This window comes from Halomarina litorea, assembly GCF_024227715.1.
Classification (GTDB): Archaea; Halobacteriota; Halobacteria; order Halobacteriales; family Haloarculaceae; genus Halomarina; species Halomarina litorea.
In genome coordinates this window covers 2,993,560-3,018,507 of the sequence record NZ_CP100448.1, presented here as the reverse complement: position 1 = coordinate 3,018,507, position 24,948 = coordinate 2,993,560, and the positions used below count along the sequence as shown (strand labels likewise).

At 69.9% G+C, this 24,948-nt stretch carries 21 protein-coding genes and 1 tRNA gene; 3 read left to right on the top strand and 19 right to left on the bottom strand.

Annotated features, from left to right (window positions below):
- Positions 1-93: 93 nt before the first annotated feature.
- Genes trpE through trpD form a run of 3 tightly spaced genes read right to left on the bottom strand, consistent with a single transcriptional unit; the run spans position 94 to position 3,332 of the window.
- Positions 94-1,692 (bottom strand): anthranilate synthase component I, encoded by a 1,599-nt coding sequence (gene trpE / locus NKG96_RS16585; RefSeq protein WP_254536281.1) that lies wholly within the window; start codon positions 1,690-1,692, stop codon positions 94-96.
- Positions 1,689-2,321: a phosphoribosylanthranilate isomerase gene (locus NKG96_RS16580; protein WP_254536280.1), complete on the bottom strand. Its 633-nt coding sequence runs from the start codon at positions 2,319-2,321 to the stop codon at positions 1,689-1,691. The genes trpE and NKG96_RS16580 overlap by 4 nt, the downstream gene beginning before the upstream one ends.
- Positions 2,322-3,332 (bottom strand): anthranilate phosphoribosyltransferase, encoded by a 1,011-nt coding sequence (gene trpD / locus NKG96_RS16575; protein WP_254536279.1) that lies wholly within the window; start codon positions 3,330-3,332, stop codon positions 2,322-2,324.
- A gap of 184 nt (positions 3,333-3,516) precedes the next feature.
- Between trpD and NKG96_RS16570 the strand changes: the two genes are divergently transcribed.
- Positions 3,517-3,591: transfer RNA gene (locus NKG96_RS16570), tRNA-Val, on the top strand.
- Positions 3,592-3,950: 359 nt separating this feature from the next.
- Here the strand turns inward: NKG96_RS16570 and NKG96_RS16565 are convergent.
- From NKG96_RS16565 to acs (NKG96_RS16500), 14 genes are all read right to left on the bottom strand, one after another.
- Positions 3,951-4,418, bottom strand: coding sequence for a GNAT family N-acetyltransferase (locus NKG96_RS16565; protein ID WP_254536278.1), 468 nt, complete (start codon positions 4,416-4,418; stop codon positions 3,951-3,953).
- Between the two features lie 116 nt (positions 4,419-4,534).
- Positions 4,535-5,185: a helix-turn-helix domain-containing protein gene (locus NKG96_RS16560; protein WP_254536277.1), complete on the bottom strand. Its 651-nt coding sequence runs from the start codon at positions 5,183-5,185 to the stop codon at positions 4,535-4,537.
- A 78-nt stretch (positions 5,186-5,263) separates the two neighbouring features.
- On the bottom strand, positions 5,264-6,358 hold the full coding sequence (locus NKG96_RS16555; RefSeq protein WP_254536276.1) for a LeuA family protein: 1,095 nt from the start codon (positions 6,356-6,358) through the stop codon (positions 5,264-5,266).
- Positions 6,358-7,578 carry a CaiB/BaiF CoA transferase family protein gene (locus NKG96_RS16550; RefSeq protein ID WP_254536275.1) on the bottom strand — a complete coding sequence of 407 codons (1,221 nt, stop codon included), beginning with the start codon at positions 7,576-7,578 and terminating at the stop codon, positions 6,358-6,360. Before NKG96_RS16550 ends, NKG96_RS16555 begins: the two co-directional genes overlap by 1 nt.
- A 112-nt stretch (positions 7,579-7,690) precedes the next feature.
- Positions 7,691-8,353, bottom strand: a complete 663-nt coding sequence (locus NKG96_RS16545) for an isochorismatase family protein (RefSeq protein WP_254536274.1) — start codon at positions 8,351-8,353, stop codon at positions 7,691-7,693.
- A 6-nt stretch (positions 8,354-8,359) separates the two neighbouring features.
- Positions 8,360-10,213, bottom strand: a complete 1,854-nt coding sequence (locus NKG96_RS16540; RefSeq protein WP_254536273.1) for a hydantoinase B/oxoprolinase family protein — start codon at positions 10,211-10,213, stop codon at positions 8,360-8,362.
- The gene (locus tag NKG96_RS16535) at positions 10,210-12,273 is read right to left on the bottom strand and encodes a hydantoinase/oxoprolinase family protein (protein ID WP_254536272.1); all 2,064 of its coding nucleotides are present in this window, start codon (positions 12,271-12,273) and stop codon (positions 10,210-10,212) included. The genes NKG96_RS16540 and NKG96_RS16535 overlap by 4 nt, the downstream gene beginning before the upstream one ends.
- 135 nt (positions 12,274-12,408) lie before the next feature.
- Entirely contained in the window at positions 12,409-12,624 is a 216-nt protein-coding gene (locus NKG96_RS16530) for a DUF8119 family protein (protein WP_254536271.1), read from the bottom strand.
- Complete coding sequence (locus NKG96_RS16525) at positions 12,621-13,091, bottom strand: universal stress protein (protein WP_254536270.1); 471 nt, start codon at positions 13,089-13,091, stop codon at positions 12,621-12,623. Before NKG96_RS16525 ends, NKG96_RS16530 begins: the two co-directional genes overlap by 4 nt.
- Before the next feature lie 2 nt (positions 13,092-13,093).
- A complete protein-coding gene (locus NKG96_RS16520; protein ID WP_254536269.1) occupies positions 13,094-14,782 on the bottom strand; it encodes a VC_2705 family sodium/solute symporter in 1,689 nt (562 codons plus the stop codon).
- Complete coding sequence (locus tag NKG96_RS16515) at positions 14,779-15,192, bottom strand: DUF4212 domain-containing protein (protein WP_254536268.1); 414 nt, start codon at positions 15,190-15,192, stop codon at positions 14,779-14,781. The genes NKG96_RS16520 and NKG96_RS16515 overlap by 4 nt, the downstream gene beginning before the upstream one ends.
- A 57-nt stretch (positions 15,193-15,249) precedes the next feature.
- Positions 15,250-17,229 carry an acetate--CoA ligase gene (gene acs, locus NKG96_RS16510; protein ID WP_254536267.1) on the bottom strand — a complete coding sequence of 660 codons (1,980 nt, stop codon included), beginning with the start codon at positions 17,227-17,229 and terminating at the stop codon, positions 15,250-15,252.
- 186 nt (positions 17,230-17,415) lie between these two features.
- A complete protein-coding gene (locus NKG96_RS16505) occupies positions 17,416-19,065 on the bottom strand; it encodes a bacterio-opsin activator domain-containing protein (protein ID WP_254536266.1) in 1,650 nt (549 codons plus the stop codon).
- Between the two features lie 112 nt (positions 19,066-19,177).
- Positions 19,178-21,094 carry an acetate--CoA ligase gene (acs, locus tag NKG96_RS16500; RefSeq protein WP_254536265.1) on the bottom strand — a complete coding sequence of 639 codons (1,917 nt, stop codon included), beginning with the start codon at positions 21,092-21,094 and terminating at the stop codon, positions 19,178-19,180.
- 268 nt (positions 21,095-21,362) lie between these two features.
- On the opposite strand from acs (NKG96_RS16500), the gene NKG96_RS16495 reads away from it, so the two are divergent.
- Complete coding sequence (locus NKG96_RS16495) at positions 21,363-23,222, top strand: glycoside hydrolase family 15 protein (protein ID WP_254536264.1); 1,860 nt, start codon at positions 21,363-21,365, stop codon at positions 23,220-23,222.
- 5 nt (positions 23,223-23,227) lie between these two features.
- On the opposite strand, the gene NKG96_RS16490 is transcribed toward NKG96_RS16495, so the two are convergent.
- Complete coding sequence (locus tag NKG96_RS16490) at positions 23,228-23,575, bottom strand: lycopene cyclase domain-containing protein (protein ID WP_254536263.1); 348 nt, start codon at positions 23,573-23,575, stop codon at positions 23,228-23,230.
- Between the two features lie 286 nt (positions 23,576-23,861).
- Between NKG96_RS16490 and NKG96_RS16485 the strand changes: the two genes are divergently transcribed.
- Positions 23,862-24,374 (top strand): GbsR/MarR family transcriptional regulator, encoded by a 513-nt coding sequence (locus NKG96_RS16485; protein WP_254536262.1) that lies wholly within the window; start codon positions 23,862-23,864, stop codon positions 24,372-24,374.
- Positions 24,375-24,389: 15 nt separating this feature from the next.
- On the opposite strand, the gene NKG96_RS16480 is transcribed toward NKG96_RS16485, so the two are convergent.
- Complete coding sequence (locus tag NKG96_RS16480; protein ID WP_254536261.1) at positions 24,390-24,947, bottom strand: hypothetical protein; 558 nt, start codon at positions 24,945-24,947, stop codon at positions 24,390-24,392.
- Position 24,948: the final 1 nt, after the last annotated feature.

Genomic DNA, 24,948 nt, shown 5'->3' with positions numbered 1-24,948 from the left:
GCAGGTTTTTGCAGGGGGGTCGACGAGCGAGCGACCGCGAGCGAGGACGCCCTCCCGCAAAAACGTGCTCGACGAAGAGTACCTTCGGGCGGGTCATCTGTGGGCCTCCGCGGGCGCGGTCGGTTCCTCCTCGATGGCTTCGAGGGCGACGAGCACCCCCCGCATCTTCGATTCGGTCTCCTCGTACTCGCTCGCGGGGTCGGAGTCGGCGACGATGCCCGCGCCGGCGCGGACCGTCACCAGCGAGTCGCCGTCCGCGCCCGCGCCGCGTTCGACCGTCGCCGACCGGATGACGATGGCCATGTCGGCGTCGCCGGTCCACGAGTAGTAGCCGACGCCGCCACCGTAGGGACCGCGCGGCGTCAGTTCCAGTTCGTCGATGAGTTCCATCGCGCGCACCTTCGGCGCGCCCGAGAGCGTCCCGGCGGGGAATGCCGCCCGAGTCGCGTCGAAGGAGTCGCACTCCCCGGCGAGGCGGCCCGTCACCGTCGACTCGATGTGCTGGACGTGGCTGTACTTGAGGACGTTCATGAACTCCTCGACCTGCACGCTCCCCGAGTCGCTGACCCGGCGCACGTCGTTGCGCGCGAGGTCGACGAGCATCGTGTGCTCGGAGCGCTCCTTGTCGTCGGCGAGCATCTCGCCCGCGAGGCGGCGGTCCTCGACGGGACTCGTCCCGCGGGGGCAGGTGCCGGCGATGGGGTTGGCCATCACCTCGCGGCCCCGCACGGAGACGAGCGTCTCGGGACTCGCGCCGACGACGGTCAGGTCGCCGTGGTCGAGGATGTACATGTACGGCGAGGGGTTCACGTCGCGCAGGGCGGCGTACAGGCCGAGGGGGTCCACCTCGCCTTCGAGTTCCCGCGTCCGCGAGATGACGCCCTGATAGATGTCGCCGTCGAGGACGTGTTCTTTCGCCTCCCGGACGGCCGCCTCGTACTCCTCGCGCGGCCCGGCGCGTTCGCGGGTCCGCCGGAACCCGCCCGTCTCGACGGGTCCTGCGCCCGCGAGGACGGACTCGATTCGCTCGGCCTCGGCGACCAGCGAGTCGTACACGCTCCCTGCGTCCTCCGCCGGGTGGACGACGGGCGTGAACACCACCTCGACGGTGTCCGCGACGTGGTCGAAGGCGACGGTGGTGTCGGTCAGGACGAACTGCGCGTCGGGGAACCGCGAGTCGGGGCGGTCGACGCCCACCTCGTCCAGCCAGAGGTCGTAGACGGCGTCGTAGGCGAGGAAGCCGACGAGGCCGCCGTCGAGTCGCTGGCGGTCGCTCTCCGGGAAGTTCCGCAGGGTCACGTCGGGCACCGTCGCCCGCAGGGAGTCCAGTACGTCTCCACCCTCGCCATCTGTGCCCTCGTCCAGCAGGCCCTCGTACCGTCCGTCGAGGACTGCGAGGTCGGTCCCCTCGGGGTCGACGGTGACGACGGCGGCGGGGTCGACGCCCACGTAGGAGTACCGCGCGTGGCGGTCTGCCCCGCCCGGCGAGAACGCGCCGTCGGGGTCGCTGGAGGCGACCTTCTCGCCGCTCTCGAGGAGGAAGCCGTACGCCGTGTCCCCCGCGTCCCGGAGGGCCGCGTACGCCGTGAGTGGGTCCACGTCCACGTCCAGCGTGGCCGTGGCGCGAACCACGGCGGGTCGGGGGCAATCGGCGTGCTCCCGGAAGTCCGCCCGCGAGAGGTCGAGGCTCACAGCGCCCCCCGCGCCGCCTCGACGAACGCGCGCATCGTCGCGTGGTCTTTCCGGCCCGGTTCGTCCCCTTCGATGCCGCTGGAGACGTCCGCCGCGTACGGACGGACGGTCCCGACGGCCTCCGCGACGTTCTCCGGGGTGAGGCCCCCCGCGAGAATCAGGGGGACGTCGATTCGGTCGGCGACGACGCGGGTGCGCTCCCAGTCGTGGGTCTCGCCGGTGCCGCCAGCGCCCGACTCGTCGGTGGAGTCCACGAGGACGGCGTCCGCCACCTCGGCGTACGCCGCGACGTCGTCCGCGAGGTCGACGGCGGCGACCACCTTCGCGTCGATGTCGCTCGCGAGTGCCGCCACGAGGTCGGTGCTCGCGGCGTGGACCTGCACCGCGTCGGGCCGGACGCGTTCGACGAGTTCGACGCCCTCCGTCACGTCGTCGGGCATCGTCACGAGCGTCGTCGTCACGAACGGCGGGGCGTCGGCGACGAGGGCCCGCGCTCGTGCCGGGGTCACCTCGCGGGGGGTGTCGATGGGGACGCCACAGACGACCCCGATAGCGTCCGCCCCGGCCTCGACGGCGGCGTCCCTGTCGGCGTCGGTCGTGACGCCGCAGAGTTTGACGCGGACGACCATCTAGGCGGAGACCGAGACCCCGGCGCGGAGGTCGTCCAGTTTCTCCTCGGCCCGGCCCGACTCGATGGCCTCGCGGGCCTGTTCGACGCCGTCCGCGAGGGTATCGGCCTCCCCCGCGACGTAGACCGCGGCCCCGGCGTTCGCGAGGATGATATCGCACTTGGGACCGGTGACCTCGCCGGTGACGATGCCGCGCAGGTCGGCGGCGTTCTCCTCGGGGGTGCCGCCCACGACTGCCTCGATGGGCGCCGGCGAGAGGCCGAGGTCCTCGGGCGTGATGGTGTACTCTTCGACCTCGGTCCCACGAACCTCTGCCACCGTCGTCTCGCTGTGCAGGCCGACCTCGTCCAGTCCCTCGCTGTGGACGACGAGCGCGCGGTCGACGTCCATCTTGGCGAGTGCGCGGGCGATGACGGGGACGAGGTCGGCGCTGTAGACGCCCACCACCTGCCCGTTCGCGCCCGCGGGGTTCGTCAGCGGGCCGAGGATGTTGAACAGCGTCGGCACGCCGAGTTCCTTGCGCGGGCCGATGACGGCCTTCATCGCGGGGTGGAACGCCGGGGCGTGCATGTAGCCGATGCCGTCGGCCTCGATGCGCGCCTCGACGGCCTCGGGCGTGCTGTCGAGGTCGACGCCCACCGCCGCCAGCACGTCGGAACTCCCCGACGAGGAGGAGACGGAGTAGTTGCCGTGCTTGGCGACGGGGACGCCCGCCGCCGAGACGACGAGCGCGCTCGTCGTCGAGACGTTGATGGTGTCGTGGTCGTCGCCGCCCGTCCCGCACGTGTCGACCAGCGGCGACCGGTCGGGCGAGATGGTCAGCGCCGCGTCGCGCATCCCCTGTGCGAACCCGGCTATCTCAGCTTCCGTCTCGCCTTTCGCCCGGAGAGCGGCGAGCAACGCCCCGATCTGCGCCTCCGTGGCGTCCTCGAACACGGCCGTCGCCGCCGCCCGTGCTTCCTCCTGTGTCAGGTTCCCGCCGTCCGTCACGCGTGCGATGTGGTCCTTCATAGTCTAGAGATGACCGTTATTGGCTTGTTCTGTACAAGTATGTTCATCGACTTAACCCTGTCGGCGCGGCGGGCGGGTCGGACGACCCGCCGGACCGGTCGGGAAACCGACCCACGGCACGGGGACGCATCGCCGGTGCGTTCGGAAAGGTTCAAGTACACCCACCGGATACGAATGAGTGCAGGGGTTGGTGGTCTAGGCTGGTTATGACACCTCCTTGACATGGAGGAGGTCGGCAGTTCAAATCTGCCCCAACCCACTTCTGGTGGCGCAACGCGACGAGCGACGCGTGGTCGCGGAGCGACCACGGATGCGAACGGTGAACGAAGTGAACCGTGAGCAAAGCGAGGAGCCAGCGCCACCGAATGGTGTTACTGGCAGATTCTGAACTCGGGAGTGAAGCGAACGGACGTGAGCGGAACGACCACAGTTCAAATCTGCCCCAACCCATTTCTGGTTCCACAAGACGACGAGCGAAGCGAGGAGTTCGTGGAACCGAAATCGGACACGGGGAGTTTGAACCAACGAGCGACCGCAGGGAGCGAGTGAGGTTCAAATCTGCCCCAACCAATCCTTCGCGTCACGACGAACGCCGACCGGCCCGAGAGGGTTCCCGACCTATTCGAGTGGCCGCGCGTAGTCCACCTGTTTCGGTCGGAAGCCCGTGTCGCGGTAGAACCGACGCGCGTCCTCGTTGTGCCACTCACAGGAGACTTTGAGGTGGTCGCACCCGCGCTCTCGGGCCAACTCTTCGACGCGTTCGACGACCGCTGCGCCGTGGCCCCGACTCCGGTGGCCCTCGTCGATGGCGAGGTTCACGAGACGGAGATACCGCGAGTACCGGCGGGACGGGTGGCGGCCCTCCGAGAGCGTGAGGAAGCCGACCGTCTCGCCGCGGTGGACGACGAGGTAGTCGGTGACGCCGTCGTCGTCGAGGTGCGCGCGGAACCCGTCGTCGGGGACCGCATCGACCTTACCGTAGACCAGTTCGTTCAGTTCGGAGTACCCCTCCATCGCCGTCGCGAGGTCGTACCAGCGCTCGACGAGGTCGTCGAGGTCGGCGGCGGTGGCTTCGACGAGTTCCATGCGCGATATGCTCGACGCTCGGTGTTCAGCGTTCGGACGGCGTGACAACGAGTCCCAATCGTCGGGCGTGGAGCGCTCCCGGGTGCGAGACGGAGGGTCCGTCCCGGTGGGGTGGCTCAGGTCCCCCGCACCGGGTCGGCGTACCGCTCCGCTCGCGACGGACGGTCCTCCAGTGCCTCGGCCAGGAGTTTCGCCTCGGCCTTCCGGAGGTGTTCGAGGAACGTCGCGCGACTGACCCCGAGGTCCTCCGCGAGTTCGTCACAGTTCGCCCGCCGGGGCCACTCGAAGTACCCCCGGTCGAAGGCGTGTTCGACCACCTCGCGCTGGCGCTCAGTCAGGGTCGAGGAGGGCTCGTCGAACCGTTTGAGCTTGCCGAGCGTGACCGACCCGATGCGCCTGAAGTCGGCGACCATCGAGCGCAGGTCCTCGCGGCGGAAGAACAGCACTGTGTACACGCGGTGGTGGCGCCCGATCTCGTTGCGCCGACGGAGGATGCCGTGGTTGCGGTCGATGGCCGAGTACGCCCCGCAGGAGGTCTTCGTGACGAGGTAGCTGCCCTCGTCCAGTCGCTCGACGTGGTGGACCTGTTCGGAGGCGGCGAAGTGCTCGTACACCCCCTCCGGCGGGTCGTCTATCTCCAGGACGAAGGTGACGCGTTCGTTGTGCAGTTCCTCGATGGCGATGTCGAACGCGGCGTCGAACTCGTCGGCGAACGACGAGAGGACACACGGTTTCTCCTGGTGGAGGTGTATCTCGGCCTGGTACATGGCGTCTGCTCGTCTACCGTCGGGGACGCGAGGGGGATACGTGTTGTGTCGCCCGTGGCGACCGTCACGTGGCGACGCTCACCCGCCGAACTCCCGGTCGGCGAGCGCGATCGCCTCTGCCAGTTCGAGCGGTCCCGCCGCCGCCAGCGACTCTCGGAACGCCTCGACCGTCTCGTCGTCCGCGTCGACGTCGGCGCGTTCGAGCACCTGTCTGGCACCGCCCCGTCCCGTCTTCCGACCGAAGACGAGCCGTCGCTCCCCGCCGAATCGCCCCGGGTCGTACGGTTCGAGCGTCGCGGGGTCGCGGAGCATCGCGGCGGTGTGGATGCCCGACTCGTGTTCCGCCACCGCGGACCCGAGGACGGCCTTCCGGTCGTCCCACGACTCCCCGAGGGCGTCGAGCACCCCCCGACACGCCGTGACGAGCGACCCCTCGTCGACGCCGAGCGAATCGTCGTGTTCCAGCGAGCAGGCGACGACCACCTCCTCTAACGGGCTGTTGCCCGCCCGCTCGCCGAGTGCGGCGACGCTCACGTCGGCCTTCCCGACACCCGCCTCGTACGCCGCCAGCGCGTTCGCCGTCGCACACCCGAGGTCGTCGTGGAAGTGGACGCCCACGCGGGCGGGGTCGACGCCTCGTTCGACCAGCGAATCGAGATGCGCGCGAACGCTCGCGGGCGTCCGCACTCCCACGGAGTCCGCGAGGGTGACGAACGCGGCGTCGGGCACCGCCGCGAACAGGTCCGCGAGGTCCCCGGGGTCCGTCCGGAAGGCGTCGGCCAGCGTGACGTGCGGGACGCCCCCACGTTCCCGGACGTACTCGACGCTCCCGACGAGCATCTCGCGCATCTCCGCCCGGGACTTCCCGAGGAGGTGTTCGAGGTGCAGGTCGGAGGCGGAGACGAACACCTCCACCACGTCCGCGTCGCTGTCGATGGCCGCGTCCACGTCCCCCTCCAGCGCCCGCGCGAGGCCGATCACGTCGGCGTCGAGGGTTTCGGCGAGTTCTCGGACGACTCGCCGGTCCGTCTCGCCCGTCGCGGGAAATCCCGGCTGGACGAACGGGAGGCCGAGGTCGTCGAGGGCCGCGCCCGCCGCGAGTTTCTGCTCTGCGGTGTAGTCGCGGCCCGGCATCTGGGCGCCCTCGCGCAGGGTCACGTCGTTGAGGCGCATCAGACGACGCCCGCCTCCTCCAGTTCGGCGAGTTCCTCGGGCGAGAGGCCGAGTTCGCCGACGTACACCTCCACGTTGTGCTCGCCGTGGCGCGGGCCGAGGAACTCCACGTCCCCCGGCGTGCGCGAGAACTTCGGGACCGGCGCGAACGTCGTCGTCGTCCCCACGTCGGGGTCCTCCACTTCGAGGAGGTCCCCCCGCGCCCGGAACTGCTCGTCCTCGAAGATGTCCGCCATGTCGTACACCGGCCCGACGATGGCGTCGTGCGCTTCGAGGATCTCGATGGCCTCCTCCGTCGTGTGGCGACGGGTCCACTCTTCGATGGCCGCGTCGAGGGGTTCGACGTGCTCCACGCGGGAGGCGTTGTCGGCGAAGCGGGGGTCCTCGATGAGTTCGGGCTTGTCGATGGCGCGGGCGACCCGCTCGAAGATCTTCTGGTTCGACGCGGACATCGTCATGTGGCCGTCGGCCGTCTCGTAGATGTTACGCGGGGCCGTACTCGGGTGGCGGTTCCCGGTCCGCTCGCGGACGTGGCCCGTCCGTCCATAGGCCTCCACGTCGCCGAAGAACAGCCGCCAGAGCGGTTCGATGAGCGAGACGTCGACGACCTGTCCCTCGCCGCTCCCGCCCCGGCCCACGTCGCGTTCGAACAGGGCCATCAGCGTGGCCTGCAGGGCGAACTGCGCGGCCGTGAGGTCCGCGAGGCTCACCGGCGGGAGGAGCGGTTCGCGGTCCGGGAAGCCGTTGGCGTGCGCCCACCCCGAGATGCCCTCGGCGATGGTGCCGAAGCCCGGCTTCTCCGACTTCGGACCGGTCTGGCCGTACCCCGAGAGCCTGACGTACACCAGTCCGGGGTTCACCTCGTGGAGGTCGTCGGGACCGAGTCCCCAGCGCTCCATCGTCCCCGGCCGGAAGTTCTCGAAGGCCACGTCCGCGTCCCGGACGAGGTCGAGAGCGAGATCGCGGCCCTGTTCGTCGCCGAGGTCGAGCGTGATACAGCGCTTGTTGCGCCCGAGGGACTTCCACGACAGCGAGGTGCCGTCCTCGGTCTTCAGGGGCCACTCCCGGATGGGGTCGCCCACCTCGGGGTGCTCTATCATCACCACGTCCGCGCCGAAGTCGCCCAGCATGGTCGTGGCGAACGCGCCGCTGATCATGCCGGACATGTCGACGACCCGGAGGCCGTCGAGGGGTCCCTGTCGTTCGCGTGCGCTCGTCATCGGTGCTCCTGCTCCGTCGGGCGGGTCGTCCGCCCGTCTCCGTCGTGTGTGTCTGTGTTCATCGCGTGCGTCGTCTGTCGTCGTCTGTCGTCGGTTCCCCCGTCGGGTGTCGTCACTCGTTCCTCCTCCCGGGACGGTCGAGTCCCGCGAGTTCGTCGAGGACCGACTCCACGTCGGTCACGTCGCCGTACTTCGCATCGATGTCGAAGAGGTTCGCGCGGTGTGGTTCCTCGGCCCGGTCGCCCACCGCGTCGGCGGGGACGACGGTCCGATAGCCGTACTGAAGGCTGTCGACCGCCGTCGCGCGGATGCACCCGCTGGTCGTCACGCCCGTCAGGACGAGGGTGTCGACGCGGTCGGTCGTCAGTTCCGTCGCGAGGTCCGTCCCGAAGAACGCGCTCGCGTACTTCTTCAGGATCACGCGCTCGTCGTTCCCGGGGGCGAGTCTATCGTCCACCCGGACGCGGTCGGTACCGAGGCGGAGTTCGCGCAGGGCGGGCACCTTCTCGACGAACCGGCCCGCGTCGCCGTAGGACTCCTCGTAGGCGACGGTGGTGAAGTACCGCGGCAGGTCGCGCTCGCGGAAGGCCTCCAGCAGTCGCGCCGTCGCCTCGACTACCTCGTCGACGTCCGACCCGAGGTTCGATTCGGGGTCGGTGAACGCCTCGATGAGGTCGACGACGAGCAGTGCGGGTCGCTCGCCGAAGCCCACCCGCTCGGCGAACTCGCCGTCGGCGTACGCCTCGGCCGTCTCGGTGTCGGGGAGCCAGTCCATCCTCGACTATCCGTGGCGTTCGTCGAAGGCGCGCCGTTCCTCGGCGATTCGCTCGGCGAGTTCGTCCTCGTCGGGGAGGGGGCCGTAGTCGAACTCCGGCAGGTCGTCGCGCTCTTCGCGCATCGACTCGCGCCGGTCGTCCGTGGCCGCCTCGTCGACCCCACCGTCCGAGAGGACGACGCCGTACGACTCGCGGGCGGCCTCGGCGGAAATCAGCCCCCGCTCGACGTCGGTGGCGACCGTCTCGGGGTCGCGGTCGAGTGGGTCCCCCAGCCCCCCGCCGCCCGCCGTCCGGAACACCAACTTGTCGCCCGCGCTCACGGCGACGTTCTCCACCTTCGAGGGCAACTCCTCCTCGGTGCCGTCGGTGCGGACGAGGCGCTTCTCGCTCGTTCGGGCGTGTGTGCCGCCGTCGACGCCCCACGGGTAGGTGTGCGCCCGGTCGTCCTGGAACGTGATGGCGCCGTCCTCCTCGAAGGTGTACACCTTCGTGATGCCGTGGCCGCCCCGGAACTCGCCGGGGCCGCCCGTGTCCTCGCGCGTGCTGTACTCCTCGATGGTCAGGGGGTAGTACGCCTCCTGGTACTCGGCGGGCACGGTGCGGAAGAGCGGCCACCACGAGTGGCCGTCGAGGCCGTCGCCGCCCGGTCGCGCCGGGATGCCGCCGTAGAGGATCTCGAGCATCTGGAACTGGTTGCCCTCGGAGTCCGTGCCCGCGTAGACGAGGTTCGGCGACGTGCCGTAACTGCCCGCCACGGAGAACCCGTCGATGAGCTTCGAGAACGTCGCCTGCAGGACGTCGAACTGCCGGGCCATCAGCGGCAGGCGGTTGCCCAGCGCCGCCGGGAACTCGGGCTGGACGACGCTTCCCTCGGGCAGGTTCACCTCGAAGAGGTCGTAGTAGCCGTCGTTGAACGTCAGGAGGGGGTCGAACGCCATGATGAGGAACACCCCGACGAACATCTTGAACATCTTCTCGTTCAGGAGGAAGTTGACGGTGCCCGGGACCTGGTCGTCGGTGCCCTCCCAGTCGAGGTAGACGGTGTCGCCCTCGCGGTAGATTTCGAGGTGGAGCTTGATGGGGCCGTTGCCGAGGCCGTCGTCGTCCGCGAAGTCCTCGAAGGTGTAGCGTTCGCCCTCGGGGATGAACTCCCGGATGAGGTCGATCATCCCGTCGCGGGTGCGGTCGAGGATGGCGTCGCACGCCTCGACGTACGTCTCCTTCCCGAACCGGTCGCAGAGTTCCTGTACCCGCCCCTCGGCGGCTTTCGTCCCCGCCGCGAGCGCCTTGATGTCGGCCTCGGCGTGGTCGGGCAGGCGGGTGTTGTGCACGAACGTCTCCAGTAAGCTCTCGTCGAGTTCGCCCCGCTCGTACAGTTTGACGGGCGGGAGGCGCATCCCCTCCTCGAAGATGGTCCGGGCGTTGACGGGCATGCTCCCGGGCGTCTTCCCGCCGACGTCCATCAGGTTGCCCCACTGGCTGGAGAAGCCCACGAGGTCGCCCTCGTAGAAGATGGGCCGCAGGAGGAGCATGTCGGGGGTGTGCGACAGCGCCCCCGCGCACATGTAGGGGTCGTTCGTGGCGAGGACGTCCCCTTCCTCCAGGTCGTCCCAGTCGAACGGCGAGTTCTCGATGATGGTGTCGATGGCGCTCCCGAACTGGCCCATCACCATCCGCCCCTTCGCGTCGGCGATGAGGGGGAACTGGTCGGACTGTTCGCGGATGACGGGGCTGATGGCCGTCGTCTCGAGGACGCGGTCCATCTCCAGTCGGGTGTTCGCCAGCGTGCTCTCGATGATGTCGAGGGTCGTCGGGTCGACGTCGTGGTCGCCGACGAAGTCGGGTGTCTGGGTGCTCATTGTGCTTCCTCGCGGGTGATCTCGATGTTCTCGTAGCGGTCGATGCGCGCCTCGTGACCCGGCTGAATCACGACCGTCGAGTCGTCCTGCGTGACGATGGCCGGCCCGGAGAAGACGGTGCCCGGTGCCAACTGGGTGCGGTCGTAGATGGACGTCTCGCGGTACGCGCCGTCGAAGTACACCTCCTCGGTGGCGATTCGGGCGTCCTCGGCGTCGCCGCCGACGAGTTCTCGCTCTTCGAGGGTGACGCCGTCGAGTAGGCCCTTGCCGATGACGCGCAGGTTGGCGATTTCGAGGGGCGCGTCGAGCGAGAAGCCGAAGCGCTGGCGGTGGCGCGCCTCGAAGTCGGCCTTGATTTCCGCGAGGCCCTCCTCGCCGCGCAGGTTCTCGACGTCCACCGGGATGGACATCTGGATATCCTGGCGGAAGTACCGGCAGTCGGCGGCGTACTCGAAGGCGTGGTCGCCCTCGGGGACGTCCTCGGAGCGGAGCCAGTCTGCGGCCTCCGCCTCTAGCTCCTCGAACTTCGCGTGGACGTCGTCGCCGTCGACGTCCTCGTCGGTCATGAGATAGGTCTCGGCGAACTCGTTCTGGATGTCGCTGGTGAGGAAGCCGAAGGCGCTCATCACGCCCGGTCCCTTCGGGATGATGAGGGGGTAGGCGTCGATGATGTCGGCGAGGGCGTTGGCGTGCATCGGGCCGGCCCCGCCGAAGGCGACGAGGCCGAAGTCACGCGGGTCGTAGCCGCGTTCGACGGAGACGACGCGCAGTGCCCCGTGCATGTTCTCGTTGACGATGTCGAGGACGGCCTGAGCGGCCTCCTCGACCGACGTCCCGCGCTCCTCGGCGAGTCCGGCGACGGCCGCCTGTGCCGCCTCGCGGTCGAGGTCCATCTTCCCGCCCAGTTGCACTGACGAGGGGATGCGTCCGAGGACGACGTTCGCGTCCGTCACCGTCGGTTCCTCGCCGCCCTGCCCGTAGCAGGCGGGACCGGGGTCCGCCCCCGCGCTCTCGGGGCCCACCTGCATGGAGCCGGAGAGTTGCACGCGGGCGATGGACCCCCCGCCCGCGCCGACCGTGTTCACGTCCACCGCCCTCGATTTGAACTCGCGGTAGCCCACTTTCGTCTGGCGGGTGGTCTCGGCCGTCCCGTCCTCGACGAGCGAGACGTCCGTCGACGTACCGCCCATGTCGAGGGTGAGCACGTCCGCGACGCCCTTCTTCTCGGCGATGGTTGCCGCGCCGACGACGCCACCGCTCGGCCCCGAGAGGGCGAGTTCGACGGGGCGGTGTTTCGCCGCGCCCGAACTCATCAGGCCGCCGTCGGAGCGCACGACGTTCATCGTGGCGCTCGACCCCGCCTCGGCCAGCGAGTCGTCCAGGTCGTCGAGGTAGCGGATGACCTGCGGGCGGGCGTAGTCGTTGATAACCGTCGTCAGCGTGCGCTCGTACTCGCCGTACTCCGCGACGATCTCCGAGGAAATCGAGACGGGGAGGTCGGGGGCCTCCTCGGCGACGATTTCTCGCACTCGTTCCTCGTGGTCGGGGTTCAGATAGGAGTTGAGGAGGGCGACGGTCAGCGACTCGACGCCCGCGTCCCGGAGTTCGCGGACGGCCTCCCGTACCCCGTCCTCGTCGAGGGGGCGGACCTCCTCGCCGGTCGGTGAGCCGATTCGTCCCTCGACGCCCCGCGTGTCGGTGAGGGCGGCCAGCGGGTCGGGTTTCTCCATACCCATCCAGCCGTAGAGCGGCCCGGGGGTCCACGCCCGGGCGAGGTGGAGGACGTGTTCGTGCCCCGCGGTGGTGACGAGGCCGACGCGCGACCCCGTCTCCTCCAGGAGCATGTTCGTCACGACGGTCGTCCCGTGAAAGAGGAGATCGAGGTCCGCGAACGACGCGCCGGCCTTCTCGACGGCCTCGCTCACGCCGGCCATCACCCCCTCCGAGGGGTTGGCGGGCGTCGAGAGCACCTTGTCGATGGTCAACTCGCGGGTGTCCTCGTCGAACGCGATGACGTCCGTGAAGGTCCCCCCTACGTCCACTCCGATGTTGTGTGTCATGCGTTACCGTGAGTTGTTCGCCGCCGAAAATCGCCTAAGCGTTCTCCCAACACGTGTTGGGTGTTCAAATACCTCCCTCGGGACGTGCTGTCGGCTGTGACTGTCGAAACCGGAGAAGTGCTCGAGGGCGCGTGCTCAGTCCTGCTGGGCGCGCGCCATCGCCAGCGAGGTGAAGAAGCCCCAGTGGGCCACGACGCCGCCGAGCATGCAGAGGTAGTAGGCCCACTGCGGCCCCTGCAGGACGTCGAACAGCGCGGTCACGACGGTCACCCAGACGACGGCGAACGCGAGGTCGGCGAGCATCCCCGAGCGGTTCTCGCTGACGTGCGTCCGGACGTCCTCCAGATTCATCTCGGCTGCCCCTCGCCGTGTTCGTCCACGACGAGCACCGGCCGGTGGGTCGTGCGCAGGACGCGTTCGGTGACGCTCCCGAGCAACGCCCGTCTGACGCCCGAGTGGCCGTGACTGCCCATCACGATGAGGTCGATGGCCTCGTCCTCGGCGTAGTCGGCGATGGCGTCGTGTGGCCGGCCGCCGGTCTGGTACTCGACGACGTCGATGCCGCGCTCGCGCGCCCGGTCCGCGACGGCCGCCGTCGCCGCTTCGGCGCGCTCTCGCACCTCGGTCATCTCGCCGAACTTGCCGCTGCGGAGGCGGTCGACCTGTTCGGTGCCGAGGCTGAGGTTCATCGCGTCGGTGTCGACGACGTACAGCGCGTGGACCTCGGCGCCGTAGCGCTCCGCGAGGTCGAGCGCGTGGTCGATGGCGACCTCGGCGGTCTTGCTACCGTCCGTGGGAACGAGGATGCGTTCGTACATGGTCAGTCGTCGGCGGTGGTTCCGCTCTCGCCGGTCTTGTTGGCGACGACCTCCTCGGCGGACTGCTGTTGTCCCATCGGTTCGGGGCTGTGACACTGCCGGACGATGCGCTTGATGCGTTCCGGCGGTTCGTCGGTGGCCAGCGAGACGGCGATGGTGACCGCGAAGACGATGGGCGTGCCCGCGAGCGCGGCCCCGATGGCCGGGAACACGTCCGCGAAGACGGGGACGATGGCCCCGCTCTCGCCGGTCATGGCGTCGAGCGCGCCGATGTAGGCGGGGAGCACCTGGTTGGTGATGGCCGCAAACCAGATGAACAGGCCCGTGGTCATGCCCGCCAGCGCGCCCTGCCGGTTGGTGTTCTCCCACCAGAGGCCGAGGAAGAACATCGGGAACAGGACGAGTCCCGCCAGCGAGAACGCGTAGGCGACGAGTTCGCCGACGAGTGCCGGCGGGTCGAGCGCCGTCACGGTGACGAGGGCGCCGAGCACGACGATGGTGGCACGGCCGACCAGCAGCTGCTGGCGCTGGGTCGCCTCGGGGTTGATGATGCTCGTGTAGATGTCGTGGGCCGCGGCCGAGGAGGCGGCGATGAACAGGCCCGCGGTGGTCGCGATGGCCGCCGCGATGCCGCCGGCGGCGACGAGACCGACGAACCACTCGGGGAGGTTCGCCAGCTGCGCCGCGAGGACGACGATGACGTCGCCCTCCGCGCCGGTCATGCCGGGCGTCCCGTAGGGGTCGCCGATGGCCTGCGCGTAGAGGTCGGTACCGAACGCCGCGAACGCCGGCGCGGAGAGGTAGAGCAGGCAGATGAAGAAGAGGCCCCACACCGTCGACCAGCGGGCGGTCCGCTCGGACTCGACGGTGTAGAAGCGCACGAGGACGTGCGGCAGGCCGCAGGTCCCGACGATGAGCGAGAACGCCGTCGCCAGCCAGAGGTAGAACCCGCCGCTGATGAACGGCTCCGTGAACTCGCTGCTCAACTGGTCGAGCATCGCGCCGTACTCTATCTGCGGGAGCACCGTCGAGTAGCCCCCGACGTAGCCGACGACGTAGAGGCCGGCGAGGAACGCGACGATGAGGATGACGTACTGGACGGCCATGTTCTTCGTCGCGCCGAGCATCCCCGACAGGGCGAGATAGCCGACCGTGATGGCCATCATCAGGATGACCATGGTGGTGTAGTCACCGCCGAAGACGTAGATGCCGACCAGCCCCATCCCGCGGGCCTGCCCGACGGAGTAGACGAAGCCGATGAGGATGGTGGTCAGCGCCGCGATGGCGCGCGCGGTGTCGGAGTTGAAGCGGTCGCCGACGAAGTCCGGCGCGGTGTACTTCCCGAATCGGCGCATCTGGGCGGCGAGGAAGATGAGCAGGATGAAGTAGCCCGTCGACCAGCCGACGACGAACGCCAGCCCGTAGTACCCCGAGAGGGCGATGAGCGCGGCCATCCCGAGGTAGGAGGCGGCGGACATCCAGTTGGCGCCGATGGCCATCCCGTTCTCGAGGTTCCCGATGGAGCGGCCGGCGACCCACAGGCCCTCGGTGTCGGCCACGCGGAACACGTAGCCGATGGCGAGGAACAGCGCGAGCATCGCCGTCACCATTATCGAGGGGACGAGCTTGAACGAGGCGTTCAGCGCGTCCGGCAGGAGCTGTGCGGGTGCGAGCGCCGCCGTCGCCGTCATTTCTCGACACCCCCGTCGGCGGCGGGTGTCCCCTCGGTGGACTGCCGGGTAGCCGAGTGGTCGACGCCGTACTTCTCGTCGAGGGCGTCGCGCTTGCGGGCATACACCAGCGAGAGGACGAGTGCGCCGAGCGGCGCCCCGATGGCCGTCAGCAGGTAGTGCAGCGGGAACCCGATGACGGTGACGCTCGTCATGAGGTCGGTGGCGAGATACGTCGCCGTCACCGGCCCGAAGACGATGAGCGCCCACGCGGCGAACATCGCCCAGACCACCCGGAGGTGGTCGCGCATGAACGGCGTGCTGGGTTTGAAGATGTTGACTTCGCTGTTCAGGTAGTCGACCGACCCGTCCCGCCCGCCGTCGGACCGGACCTGTGGCTCGTCGGACCGTTGCGTGTCTGTGTCTGTCATGAATCGTGTCGTGTTCTGGTGTCGTGTGGTGTGAGTTCTGAGAACGCTGTACCGCGGTCAGTCGCCCTTGACCTTCCGCTCGATTTCGGTGACGACGTCGGGGTTACGCAGCGTGCTCGTGTTGCCGAGTTCCTCGCCGTTGGCGATGTCCTCCAGCAGTCGGCGCATGATCTTGCCCGACCGCGTCTTCGGGAGTTCCTCGGTGAACACCACCTGTTCGGGGCGGGCGATGGGACCGATTGCGTCCTCGACGCCCGCGACGATTCGCTCGCGCATGTCGTCGTCGCCCTCGTAACCGTCCTCGGTGATGACGTAGGCGTACACCGCCTCGCCCTTGATGTCGTGTGTCCCGCCGACGACGGCGGCCTCCGCGACGCCCTCGACGCCGACGATGGCGCTCTCGATCTCCATCGTCCCCAGTCGGTGGCCGGAGACGTTGATGACGTCGTCGACCCGCCCGAGGACGGTGATGTAGCCGTCGTCGTCTATCTTCGCGCCGTCCTCCGGGAAGTAGACCCAGTCGTCCGGGTCGTCCGAGTCGGTGTCGGAGTACTCCGCCCAGTACTCCTCGATGAACCGCTCGTCGTTCTTGTACAGCGTGCGGAGCATCCCGGGCCACGGCTTCTGGACGGTGAGGTAGCCCGCGCGGCCCGCCTCGACCTGCTCGCCTTTCGTGTCCACTATCTGTACGTCGAGGCCGGGCAGGGGCGGTCCCGCGCTGCCGGGTTTCATGTTCCCGACGCCGGGGAGCGTGGTGACCATCATCCCGCCCGTCTCGGTCTGCCACCACGTGTCGACGACGGGGCAGTCCTCGCCGCCGATGTGCTTGTAGTACCACTTCCACGCCCGCGGGTTGATGGGTTCGCCGACGGTGCCCAGTAGGCGGAGCGAGGACAGGTCGTGTTTCTCGGGGTACTCCTTGCCCCACTTCATGAACGACCGGATGGCCGTCGGCGCGGTGTACAACTGGGTGACGTCGTAGTCGTCGATAATCTCCCAGAGGCGGTCCTTGTCGGGGTAGTCCGGCGTCCCCTCGTACATGACCGTCGTGGTGCCGAGCGCCAGCGGCCCGTAGACGATGTAGGAGTGCCCGGTAATCCAGCCGATGTCGGCCGAACACCAGTAGGTGTCCTCGGGCTTGACGTCGAGCACCGCCTGACTCGTCCACGCGGCCCACGAGAGGTACCCTCCGGTGGTGTGTTTGACACCCTTGGGCTGGCCGGTGGTCCCCGAGGTGTACATGAGAAACAGCATGTCCTCCGCGTCTCTGGGTACCGGTTCGACCGTCTCGCCGGCGTGGTCGGCCACCAGCGAGTCGTAGTCGTGGTCGCCCTCGATGGTCGGGTGGTCGTAGTCGTCGCCGAGGCGGTCCACGACGACGCTCGTCACGTCGTGGTCGACGCCGGAGACGCCCTCGTCGCTCTTGGACTTGTGTTCGAGGGGTTCCCCGCGGCGGTAGTAGCCGTCGCAGGTGACGAGGAACTCCGAGTCCGCGCCGTTCATCCGCGTGGCGAGTGCGTCCGCCGAGAAGCCCGCGAACACCACCGAGTGGGGCGCGCCGATGCGGGCGCACGCGAGCATGGCGATGGGGAGTTCCGGCACCATCGGCATGTACATCGTGACGACGTCGTCCTCCTCGACGCCGAGGTCACGGAGCGACGCGGCGAACGCGTTGACCTCCTCGTGGAGGTCCTCGTAGGTGTACGTCCGTGTCTCGCCCAGTTCGCCGACCCACTCGATTGCGACCTCGTCGCCGCGTTCGTCGAGGTGGCGGTCGACGCAGTTCGCCGAGGCGTTCAGTTCGCCGCCCGTGAACCACTCGTAGAACGGCGGGTTCGAGTCGTCGAGCACCTGGTCGTAGCCGTCGGACCACTCCAGCAGGTCCGCGGCGTGTTCCCAGCACTCCGGCCAGTTCTCCCCGAACTCCTCGTAGAGTCCGGGGTCAGAGACGTTCGCCTGTTCGACGAACGACGCAGGTGGCTCGAACTCGTCCTGTTCGGCCAGTCGCGCTTCCAGTTCTACTTCCTCCTCCGACATGGTTGCACACACGTCACGACGTGGGCTATATAAACTGTCGACCTAGCTATCACAACGCGTACCGCGGACCCCCCCGAACCCGGAGTTCGCCGACGACTCGTGGCGTCTCCGAACGGAATCCTGACTCCTCGCGCGGGATAGCTCCCCGCGTGGAGGAGTTTCACCCAACGTCGCCGGGCTAGACAGTTAGGTGTCGTCGAGGAGCGCGCGGAACAGTTTCTGCTGGGCGGTCCGCAGGTGGTTGTGGAGCGTCGGCGAGGAGACGCCGAGCGAGTCAGCCAGTTCCTCGGCCGTCGAGTCCCGCGGCCACTCGAAGTACCCCCCGAAGTACGCCGACCGGAGCGCCGCCGCCTGTCGCTCGGTCAACTCGTCGGTCAGCGTCTCCCGGACCCGCGTGTCGGTCCGCCCGGCCCGGTCGACGTCCCGTTTCGCCTCCAGCGTGATTTCGGGGAACGCGTCGGTGACGCGCTCGACGACCCGGCGGACGTCGACGTCCGTCGACACCTCCCCGACCAGTCGCCCGCCCCGGTCGTCGGCCTCGTAGGTCCTGACGCGCCCCTCGGCGTCGGCGAGCGTCCGTGCCGGGGAGTTCCGGAGTGTCACCTCGAGGAGGACGCCGGACTCGTCGTCGCCGACGAACCGGGCGTCCGCGACGGCGTCCGTCCCGCCCAGGTAGTCGAGGGCCGCGTCGGGGGTGACACCGCCGACGGCGACGTAACACAGCAGACCCTCCTCGGACGGGACGACGCCGACCAGTTCGGCGGTGCACTCCAGCGCCGCCGCCAGCGACGGGAGCGGGGCCGTCTCACGTCCGACCGCGAACGTCAGTTCCGTCGTCGTGTCGGCGAGCAGTCGTCGTTTGCGCTCGACGGCGGCCAGCGCGTGGCCCACCTGCGCGCCGAGCGCCCCCAGCAGGTCCAGTTCGGCCCCCTCCACCGCCTCGGGTGCGACGCCGATACCGAGGACCCCGCGGGTCGTCTCCCCGCCGACGAGAGGGATGGCGACGAGCGTCCCGTTCTCGGTGGTGCCGGAGCGCACCTCCCGGTCGTCGAGGGCGGCGGCGACGAGGTCGTCGGGGTCCGCCAGCGTCCGCTCGACCGCGTCGCCCCCGACACCGGCGCGAGCGGCGGCGACGAGGCCGTCGCCGGTCGCCTCCGCCACCCACGCGAATCGGTAGCCGTCGGTCCCCGCGAGTCGGGTGCAGACCGTCTCGCGGATGTCCGCGGCGGTGGTGGCCGCCGCCAGCGCCTCCCCCACGTCCGCCGCGACGCTCACCGTCCGGCGGAGGCGGGCGGGCGGGTCGTCGGGCGTCGCCTCCCCGCCTGTCAGGGCGGCGGCGACCCGTTCGCGGTCCGGCGTCGGGAGGTGGCCGTTGAGAGCGGCCAGTCGGTCGTAGGCCGTCACCCGGAGCACTACCTGCGGGGGGACGCCGTCGTGGAGGAGGCGGCGGGCGTGGGCGGCCCGCAGATCGCGCGTCGACACCTCGCGAAAGCGGGCGTCGCTGGTCCGGTCGGCGGCCCGGTCGCCCGCCTCGCGGACGAGCATCTGGACGCGACGCTCGGAGACGTCGACGAGGGGGCCGTCGCCGACCGACTCGGCGAACTTCCGGAGGTCGTGGGCCACGCCCGCGGGGAGGAACGCCTCGCGGTCGTCGAGGCGGAGGAAGCGGGCGTCGCCGTCGGTGACGACGTCGTCGGGTCGCACCGATACGACCTCGCTCGGGCGCAGTCCGGCCTCCCCGCAGAGGCGGACGACGAGGTCGCTCCGGTGGGTCCCCGTGGCCCGCCGGAGGCGGTCGTACCCGCCCGCACAGAGGAACGCCGCGAGGTCGGTCATCGCGTTTCGCGTCTATTCGACTCTCCGAAATAGGTGTTCCCCCTGATGGATTCGGTGCGGGGTGTTCGCGCCGGCAGTCGCGTCGAACGCGGGGGAACGGTTTCGGAAGATTCTATTCGTCCGAAACGCCCTCGCGGCGGACCTCGAGTTCGCCGACCACCTCGGGGTTGCGCAGGGCGCTCGTGTCGCCGTACTCCTCGCCGTTGGCGACGGCCTCCAGCAGTCGGCGCATGATCTTGCCCGACCGCGTCTTGGGCAGTTCGGGCGTGAAGACGACCTGCTCGGGACTCGCCAGCGGGCCGATGGCCGCCTCGACGGCCGCGAGGACCGACTCGCGGAGGGAGTCGTCCGCCGCCCGGTCGACCTCGGGGCTGACGTAGGCGTGGACGGCGGTGCCGCGGGTGGGGTGGTCGACGCCGATGACCGCCGCCTCCGCGACGCCCTCGACGGCGACGACGGCGCTCTCCACCTCGGCGGTGCCGACGCGCCGCCCGGAGACGTTGATGACGTCGTCGGCCCGCCCGAGGACGGTGATGTAGCCGTCCTCGTCGGCGACGGCCTCGTCGCCCGCGAGGTAGCACCACTCCTCGCCCGCGGCGGCCCGCCCCCAGTCGGTCGCGTGGGCGAGTTCGCGTGGCATCCCCGGCCACGGCGACCGGATGGCGAGCAGACCCGTCTCGCCGGGGTCGCACTCGGAGCCGTCCGGACGGAGGACGGCGGCGTCGATACCCGGGAGGGGCGGCCCCGCACTCCCCGGTTTCATCGCGTCGACGCCGGGGAGCGTCGAGACGAGGATGGCCCCCGTCTCGGTCTGCCACCACGTGTCGACGACGGGGCACTCCCCGCCGCCGATGTGCTCGTGGTACCAGCGCCACGCGCTCGGGTCGATGGGTTCGCCGACCGTCCCGAGGAGGCGGAGGCTGGAGAGGTCGTGGGCCTCGGGGTGCTGTTCGCCCCACTTCACGAACGAGCGGATGGCCGTCGGCGCGGTGTAGAAGGTGTCGACGGCGTTGCGCTCGACGATCTCCCACACCCGGTCGCGCTCGGGGTGGTCGGGGGTCCCCTCGTACAGCACCGTCGTCGTCCCCAGCGCGAGGGGGCCGTAGACGACGTAGGAGTGGCCCGTAATCCAGCCGATGTCCGCGGTACACCAGTAGGTGTCCTCCGGTTTGACGTCCAGCACCGCCCGACTCGTCCACGCGACGTGCGCGAGGTAGCCGCCCGTCGTGTGGGCGACGGACTTCGGCGTGCCCGTCGTTCCGGAGGTGTACATCTGGAAGAGGGTGTCCCCGGCGTCGCGGGGGACCGGGTCGACCGTCGCGCCCGCGTGTCGCTCCACGAGCGCGTCGTAGTCGTGCTGGTCGGGACCGAGGCGCGCCCCGCCAAGTCGTTCGACGACCACCGTCGCCCGCAGGTCGTAGTCGAGTGCCATCCGCGCCCGGTCGGCCCGGCGCTTCTGGTTCATGGCGTCTCCCCGGCGGTAGTAGCCGTCGCAGGTGACGAGGAACGCGGAGTCGGCCCGCTCCATCCGGGTGGTGAGCGCGTCCGCCGAGAAGCCGGCGAAGACGACGTTGTGCGGCGCGCCGAGGCGGGCGCACGCGAGCATCGCCACGACGAGTTCGGGGACGACGGGCATGTACAGCGTCACGACGTCGTCGGCCTCGACGCCCAGTTCGCGCAGGGCGGCGGCGAAGGCGTTCACCTCCCGGTGGAGGTCGAGGTAGGTGTACGCGCGCGTCTCGCCGAGTCGCCCCTCCCAGCGGAGCGCGAGGCGGTTCTTCCGCTCGGCGAGGTGTCGGTCGAGACACTCGTGGCTGGCGTTGAGTCGCCCGCCCGCGAACCAGCGGAAGGGCGGCCCCTCGCCGTCCCAGTCGAGGACCGCGTCGTAGGGCTCGAACCAGTCGAGCAGGTCGCCGGCGGCGTCCCACGCCTCGGGCCACGCCGTCGCGAAACGCTCGCGGACGTCCGTCGCGACGTTCGCCCGGTCGCGAAAGGCCGCGGGCGGTTCGACGGGGTCGTCGGCCTCCATCGCTTCGATGGTACGGGGTGAGGGGGAAAAGGATTCGCGTCGTCCGGTTGGCAGGTCCGCGGCCGCGGGGAGGTCCTTCGGGCGGCAGGCGAACGCCTGCCCGGTCGGCCCTCGCGGTCCCCGGTTCGGAGCCGCTTAACCTCCAGCTAATCGGCGACTGGGCGGCCGTGACCCACGAACGGGCGGTCTGCGACGTTCGGGGACGGATGTGCGCGACGACGGCATATGCGTGCCATTACTATCCCCGTGACCGTCCTACGACGATGTAATGGAGTATCGGCCTCTCGAGTCCTACGGCGTCGTCGGCAACCGAGAGACGTGTGCGCTCGTCGGTCCCGACGGCAGTGTCGACTGGTTCTGCCTCCCCCACCTGGCGTCGGGGAGTGTCTTCGCACGACTGCTCGACCCGGAGACCGGCGGTGGGTTCGACGTCCGGCCCATCGGCGACTTCGAAGCGCGCCACGACTACCTCCCGGACACGGCCGTCCTCCGGACGACGTTCGAGACACCGGACGGCGAGGCGACCCTCACCGACTTCATGCCCGCCCACGACGCGGAAGGTGGGGACGCCGAACCCCTCGACGGGCCCGACGGCGCGTTCTTCCGGCGGGCGACGTGCGAGTCGGGGGAGGTGACGCTCGACGTGGGCTTCCACCCGCGGTTCGACTACGCCCGCTCCGAGACGACGGTCACCGACTGCGAGGGCGGGTACCGGGCGACCGGGGAGGGGGAGACGCTCACCCTCCTGACCGACGCCGACCTGACGACGGACGGCGCCGACGCGACCGGGTCGGTTCGGCTCTCCGCCGGGGAGTCGTGCTGGTTCGTCCTCGTCCCCGGCGACGCCCCGGAGTCGGTGTCGGGTGCGGTCGGCGAGCGCGCCCTCGCACGGACCGTCGCCGAGTGGCGCGAGTGGGCCCGGTCGGGCCGTGTCGACGGCCTCGGGGACCACCGCGACGTCGTCGTCCGGTCGGCGCTGACCCTCCGCCTGCTGGCCGACCGGACGACGGGCGCCATCGCCGCGGCTCCGACCACCTCGCTCCCGGAGGACGTCGGCGGCGTCCGCAACTGGGATTACCGCTTCCACTGGCTGCGCGACGCCTCCATCTGTTCGCGGGCGCTGGCCCGACTGGGGTACACCGAGGTGGCCCACGCCAACGTCCAGTGGTGGCTCGACCACCTGCGCGAGCACGGCCCCGAGCGCGAGGACATGCTGTTTCGCCCCCTGTACGACCTCGGGGAGGCCGACGGCACCGAGGAGGTCGAACTCGACCACCTCGCGGGCTACCGCGACTCCCGCCCGGTCAGAATCGGGAACGGCGCGCGCGACCAGCGCCAGCTCGACATCTACGGCGAACTGCTGTTGACCGTCGACGAACTCGTCGACCGGGGGGTCGCGCTCACGCCCGAGGAGTGGAGTGCCGTCCACGAGGTCGTCGAACACGTCTGTGCGATGTGGACCGAACCGGACTACGGCATCTGGGAGGTGCGCTCGACGCCCGAGCACTTCGTCCACTCGCAGGTGATGTGCTGGGCGACGGTCGACCGCGGCATCGCCGTCGCGGAGGCCGTCGGCGTGACGCCGCCCGACCACTGGCACGAGACGCGCGCCGCCATCAAGGAGCGAGTGCTCAGCGAGGGGTTCAACGAGGAGCTGAACAGCTTCGTCCGGTCGTTCGAGGCGACGGACGCCCTCGACGCCGCCTGCCTCCGCATCCCGCAGGTCGGGTTCCTCCCCGCCGACGACGAGCGGGTTCAGGGGACCATCGACGCGGTGCTCGACCGACTCGTCGTCGGCGAGGGCCTCGTCCAGCGCTACGAGGGCCCGGACGGCCTCTCCGGCGAGGACCACGCGTTCGTCCTCTGTACGTTCTGGCTGGTCGATGCCCTCGCGCGCGCCGGGCGCGTGGCGGCGGCCCGCGAGACGCTCTCGGCGATTCTCGACCGGTCGTCGTCGCTCGACCTCTTCGCCGAGGAGATCGACCCGCTCTCCGGCGAACACCGCGGGAACTTCCCGCTCGGATTCGCCCACGCCGGCCTCGTCAGCAGCGTCCTCCGCCTGACCGACGCCGACCGAACGCTCGCGGACGCCGAGGCCCACCGGAGCGACGCCGCGACGGACGACTGACCGGGCTACTCGGGTCGGTGCCTCGACCCGCCGGCCTCGCCGAACTTCTTCCCGAGACTCTCGTGGGTCGCCACGACCATCGTCGGAATCAGGAGCATGAAGACGTGCTCCTCGATGGGGATGCCGAGCAGGTCCACCCCCGTCCGCAGGGGGATGGCGAAGACGCCCACCGTCAGCGTGTACCAGTCCCAGACGTACGCGAAGGGGTAGAGGACGAGCGTCGTGCGGGCGGCCGCGCGCCACGCCCCCGAGTACGCGAGGAGGGCGAGGGCGACACCCGCCCAGAGCACCTCGGTCACGAGGTAGGTGTAGGGGCCGAAGACGCCGATGTCCACGGGAACCGAGGGGTCCATGCACCACCTGTGAGCGGGACGTGGATAGGCCTGCCGCCGGCGTGGGTCGACCGTCGCCCGTCGGGGGGAGCGCGCGACGGTCGCGGTCTGCGGCGGGCCCGCGACGGGCCGTCGGCGTGCGGGGGAGGGCCGAAGCGGGACAGGGAGGCGACCGACGGTGGTTCGCACTCCCCGGGGACCGAATCGTTCCGGTCGTTCGGTCCGTTCCGAACGTTCGGACCAAACGATTTAACTGTTTCTCCTCGAACCGTCCGGTCAGCGACACGGTTCACCGTCTCCGACTCCAATGACAGACGAAGCCGAGATACGAGAGGAGGCCGTCGAGGCACTGGAACGCGCCGCCGAGATGTACGGACTCAACAGGAGCGGCGGCCGCGTCTACGGCGTGCTCTACTTCGCGGACGAACCGCTCTCCATCGGCGAACTCGTCGAGCGGACGGGCTACGCGAAGTCCACCATCAGCACCGTCACCCGTCAACTGGACCGGGTCGGCCTCGTCCGCCGGCGCTCGGGGGAGGGCCGTCGCGTCAACTTCGAGGCGCGCACGGACCTCTGGTTCGTCGTCCAGGATGTCTACCACCAGTTCGCCCGCCGGGAGATGGACGCCACGACCCGGACGCTCCGCCGCGCCGAGGACCGCCTCGGCGAGGACTCGCCGACGCTGGCGCAGGTCAGGGCGCTCCGAGAGCGCTACGAGGAGGTCCGCACGCTGTTCGACCTCATGTCGCAGTTCTCGCTCGAGGAACTCGTCGAACTCCTGTCCGCGCACGCCGACGACCCGCCGGACCGACCGGACTGACGCCGCCGTCCCCGCTCACCAGGTGACGCTGTACGTGCAGTGGTCGCCGCCGGTCCGCCGGCAGGGTCCGTCGCCGCGTTCTTCGACCAGCACGAACGAGTCGACGGGGGCGGAGCGGCGCGCGACGGCCCGCACGATACCCCGGTCGAACACGCAGGGGTAGGGGGTCCGAGCGGTGACGGTCCCCGCCCGCTCGCCGGTGGACTCGAAGGCGTAGGAGCCGATGTCGCCGCCCCGGTGGTTGCGGCGGTAGGCCTCGTCGATGGAGCGCAGGCCCGCCTCGACCGAGTCGGCCGCGTCGTCCGGCCAGTCGGCGACGGCCGGTATCTGCTCGCCCAGTCGGTCGAGGACGTGGGGTTCGAGCGTCTCGGTCAGGCGCTCGAACACCGCGAGCCAGTCGGTCTGCGGGTACCACGCCTCCGGGTCCGGGTTCTCGATACCGCGGGCCGCGAGCGTCGACAGCGCACGCTCGCGGTACTCCTCGGCGAACTGCGCGAGTGCCTCGTTCGCCACCGCCAGTATCGTCCGCCCGTGGACCTCGACCGCCGGGTCGAACGGCTCGTAAGTCGACATT

Excerpts from the sequence above, each read along its gene's own strand:
- NKG96_RS16580 (WP_254536280.1), bottom strand. The coding sequence starts at position 2,321 with ATGGTCGTCCGCGTCAAACTCTGCGGCGTCACGACCGACGCCGACAGG.
- trpD (WP_254536279.1), bottom strand. The coding sequence starts at position 3,332 with ATGAAGGACCACATCGCACGCGTGACGGACGGCGGGAACCTGACACAG.
- NKG96_RS16565 (WP_254536278.1), bottom strand. The coding sequence starts at position 4,418 with ATGGAACTCGTCGAAGCCACCGCCGCCGACCTCGACGACCTCGTCGAG.
- NKG96_RS16560 (WP_254536277.1), bottom strand. The coding sequence starts at position 5,185 with ATGTACCAGGCCGAGATACACCTCCACCAGGAGAAACCGTGTGTCCTC.
- NKG96_RS16555 (WP_254536276.1), bottom strand. The coding sequence starts at position 6,358 with ATGCGCCTCAACGACGTGACCCTGCGCGAGGGCGCCCAGATGCCGGGC.
- NKG96_RS16550 (WP_254536275.1), bottom strand. The coding sequence starts at position 7,578 with ATGACGAGCGCACGCGAACGACAGGGACCCCTCGACGGCCTCCGGGTC.
- NKG96_RS16545 (WP_254536274.1), bottom strand. The coding sequence starts at position 8,353 with ATGGACTGGCTCCCCGACACCGAGACGGCCGAGGCGTACGCCGACGGC.
- NKG96_RS16540 (WP_254536273.1), bottom strand. The coding sequence starts at position 10,213 with ATGAGCACCCAGACACCCGACTTCGTCGGCGACCACGACGTCGACCCG.
- NKG96_RS16535 (WP_254536272.1), bottom strand. The coding sequence starts at position 12,273 with ATGACACACAACATCGGAGTGGACGTAGGGGGGACCTTCACGGACGTC.
- NKG96_RS16530 (WP_254536271.1), bottom strand. The coding sequence starts at position 12,624 with ATGAATCTGGAGGACGTCCGGACGCACGTCAGCGAGAACCGCTCGGGG.
- NKG96_RS16525 (WP_254536270.1), bottom strand. The coding sequence starts at position 13,091 with ATGTACGAACGCATCCTCGTTCCCACGGACGGTAGCAAGACCGCCGAG.
- NKG96_RS16520 (WP_254536269.1), bottom strand. The coding sequence starts at position 14,782 with ATGACGGCGACGGCGGCGCTCGCACCCGCACAGCTCCTGCCGGACGCG.
- NKG96_RS16515 (WP_254536268.1), bottom strand. The coding sequence starts at position 15,192 with ATGACAGACACAGACACGCAACGGTCCGACGAGCCACAGGTCCGGTCC.
- acs (WP_254536267.1), bottom strand. The coding sequence starts at position 17,229 with ATGTCGGAGGAGGAAGTAGAACTGGAAGCGCGACTGGCCGAACAGGAC.
- NKG96_RS16505 (WP_254536266.1), bottom strand. The coding sequence starts at position 19,065 with ATGACCGACCTCGCGGCGTTCCTCTGTGCGGGCGGGTACGACCGCCTC.
- acs (WP_254536265.1), bottom strand. The coding sequence starts at position 21,094 with ATGGAGGCCGACGACCCCGTCGAACCGCCCGCGGCCTTTCGCGACCGG.
- NKG96_RS16495 (WP_254536264.1), top strand. The coding sequence starts at position 21,363 with ATGGAGTATCGGCCTCTCGAGTCCTACGGCGTCGTCGGCAACCGAGAG.
- NKG96_RS16490 (WP_254536263.1), bottom strand. The coding sequence starts at position 23,575 with ATGGACCCCTCGGTTCCCGTGGACATCGGCGTCTTCGGCCCCTACACC.
- NKG96_RS16485 (WP_254536262.1), top strand. The coding sequence starts at position 23,862 with ATGACAGACGAAGCCGAGATACGAGAGGAGGCCGTCGAGGCACTGGAA.
- NKG96_RS16480 (WP_254536261.1), bottom strand. The coding sequence starts at position 24,947 with ATGTCGACTTACGAGCCGTTCGACCCGGCGGTCGAGGTCCACGGGCGG.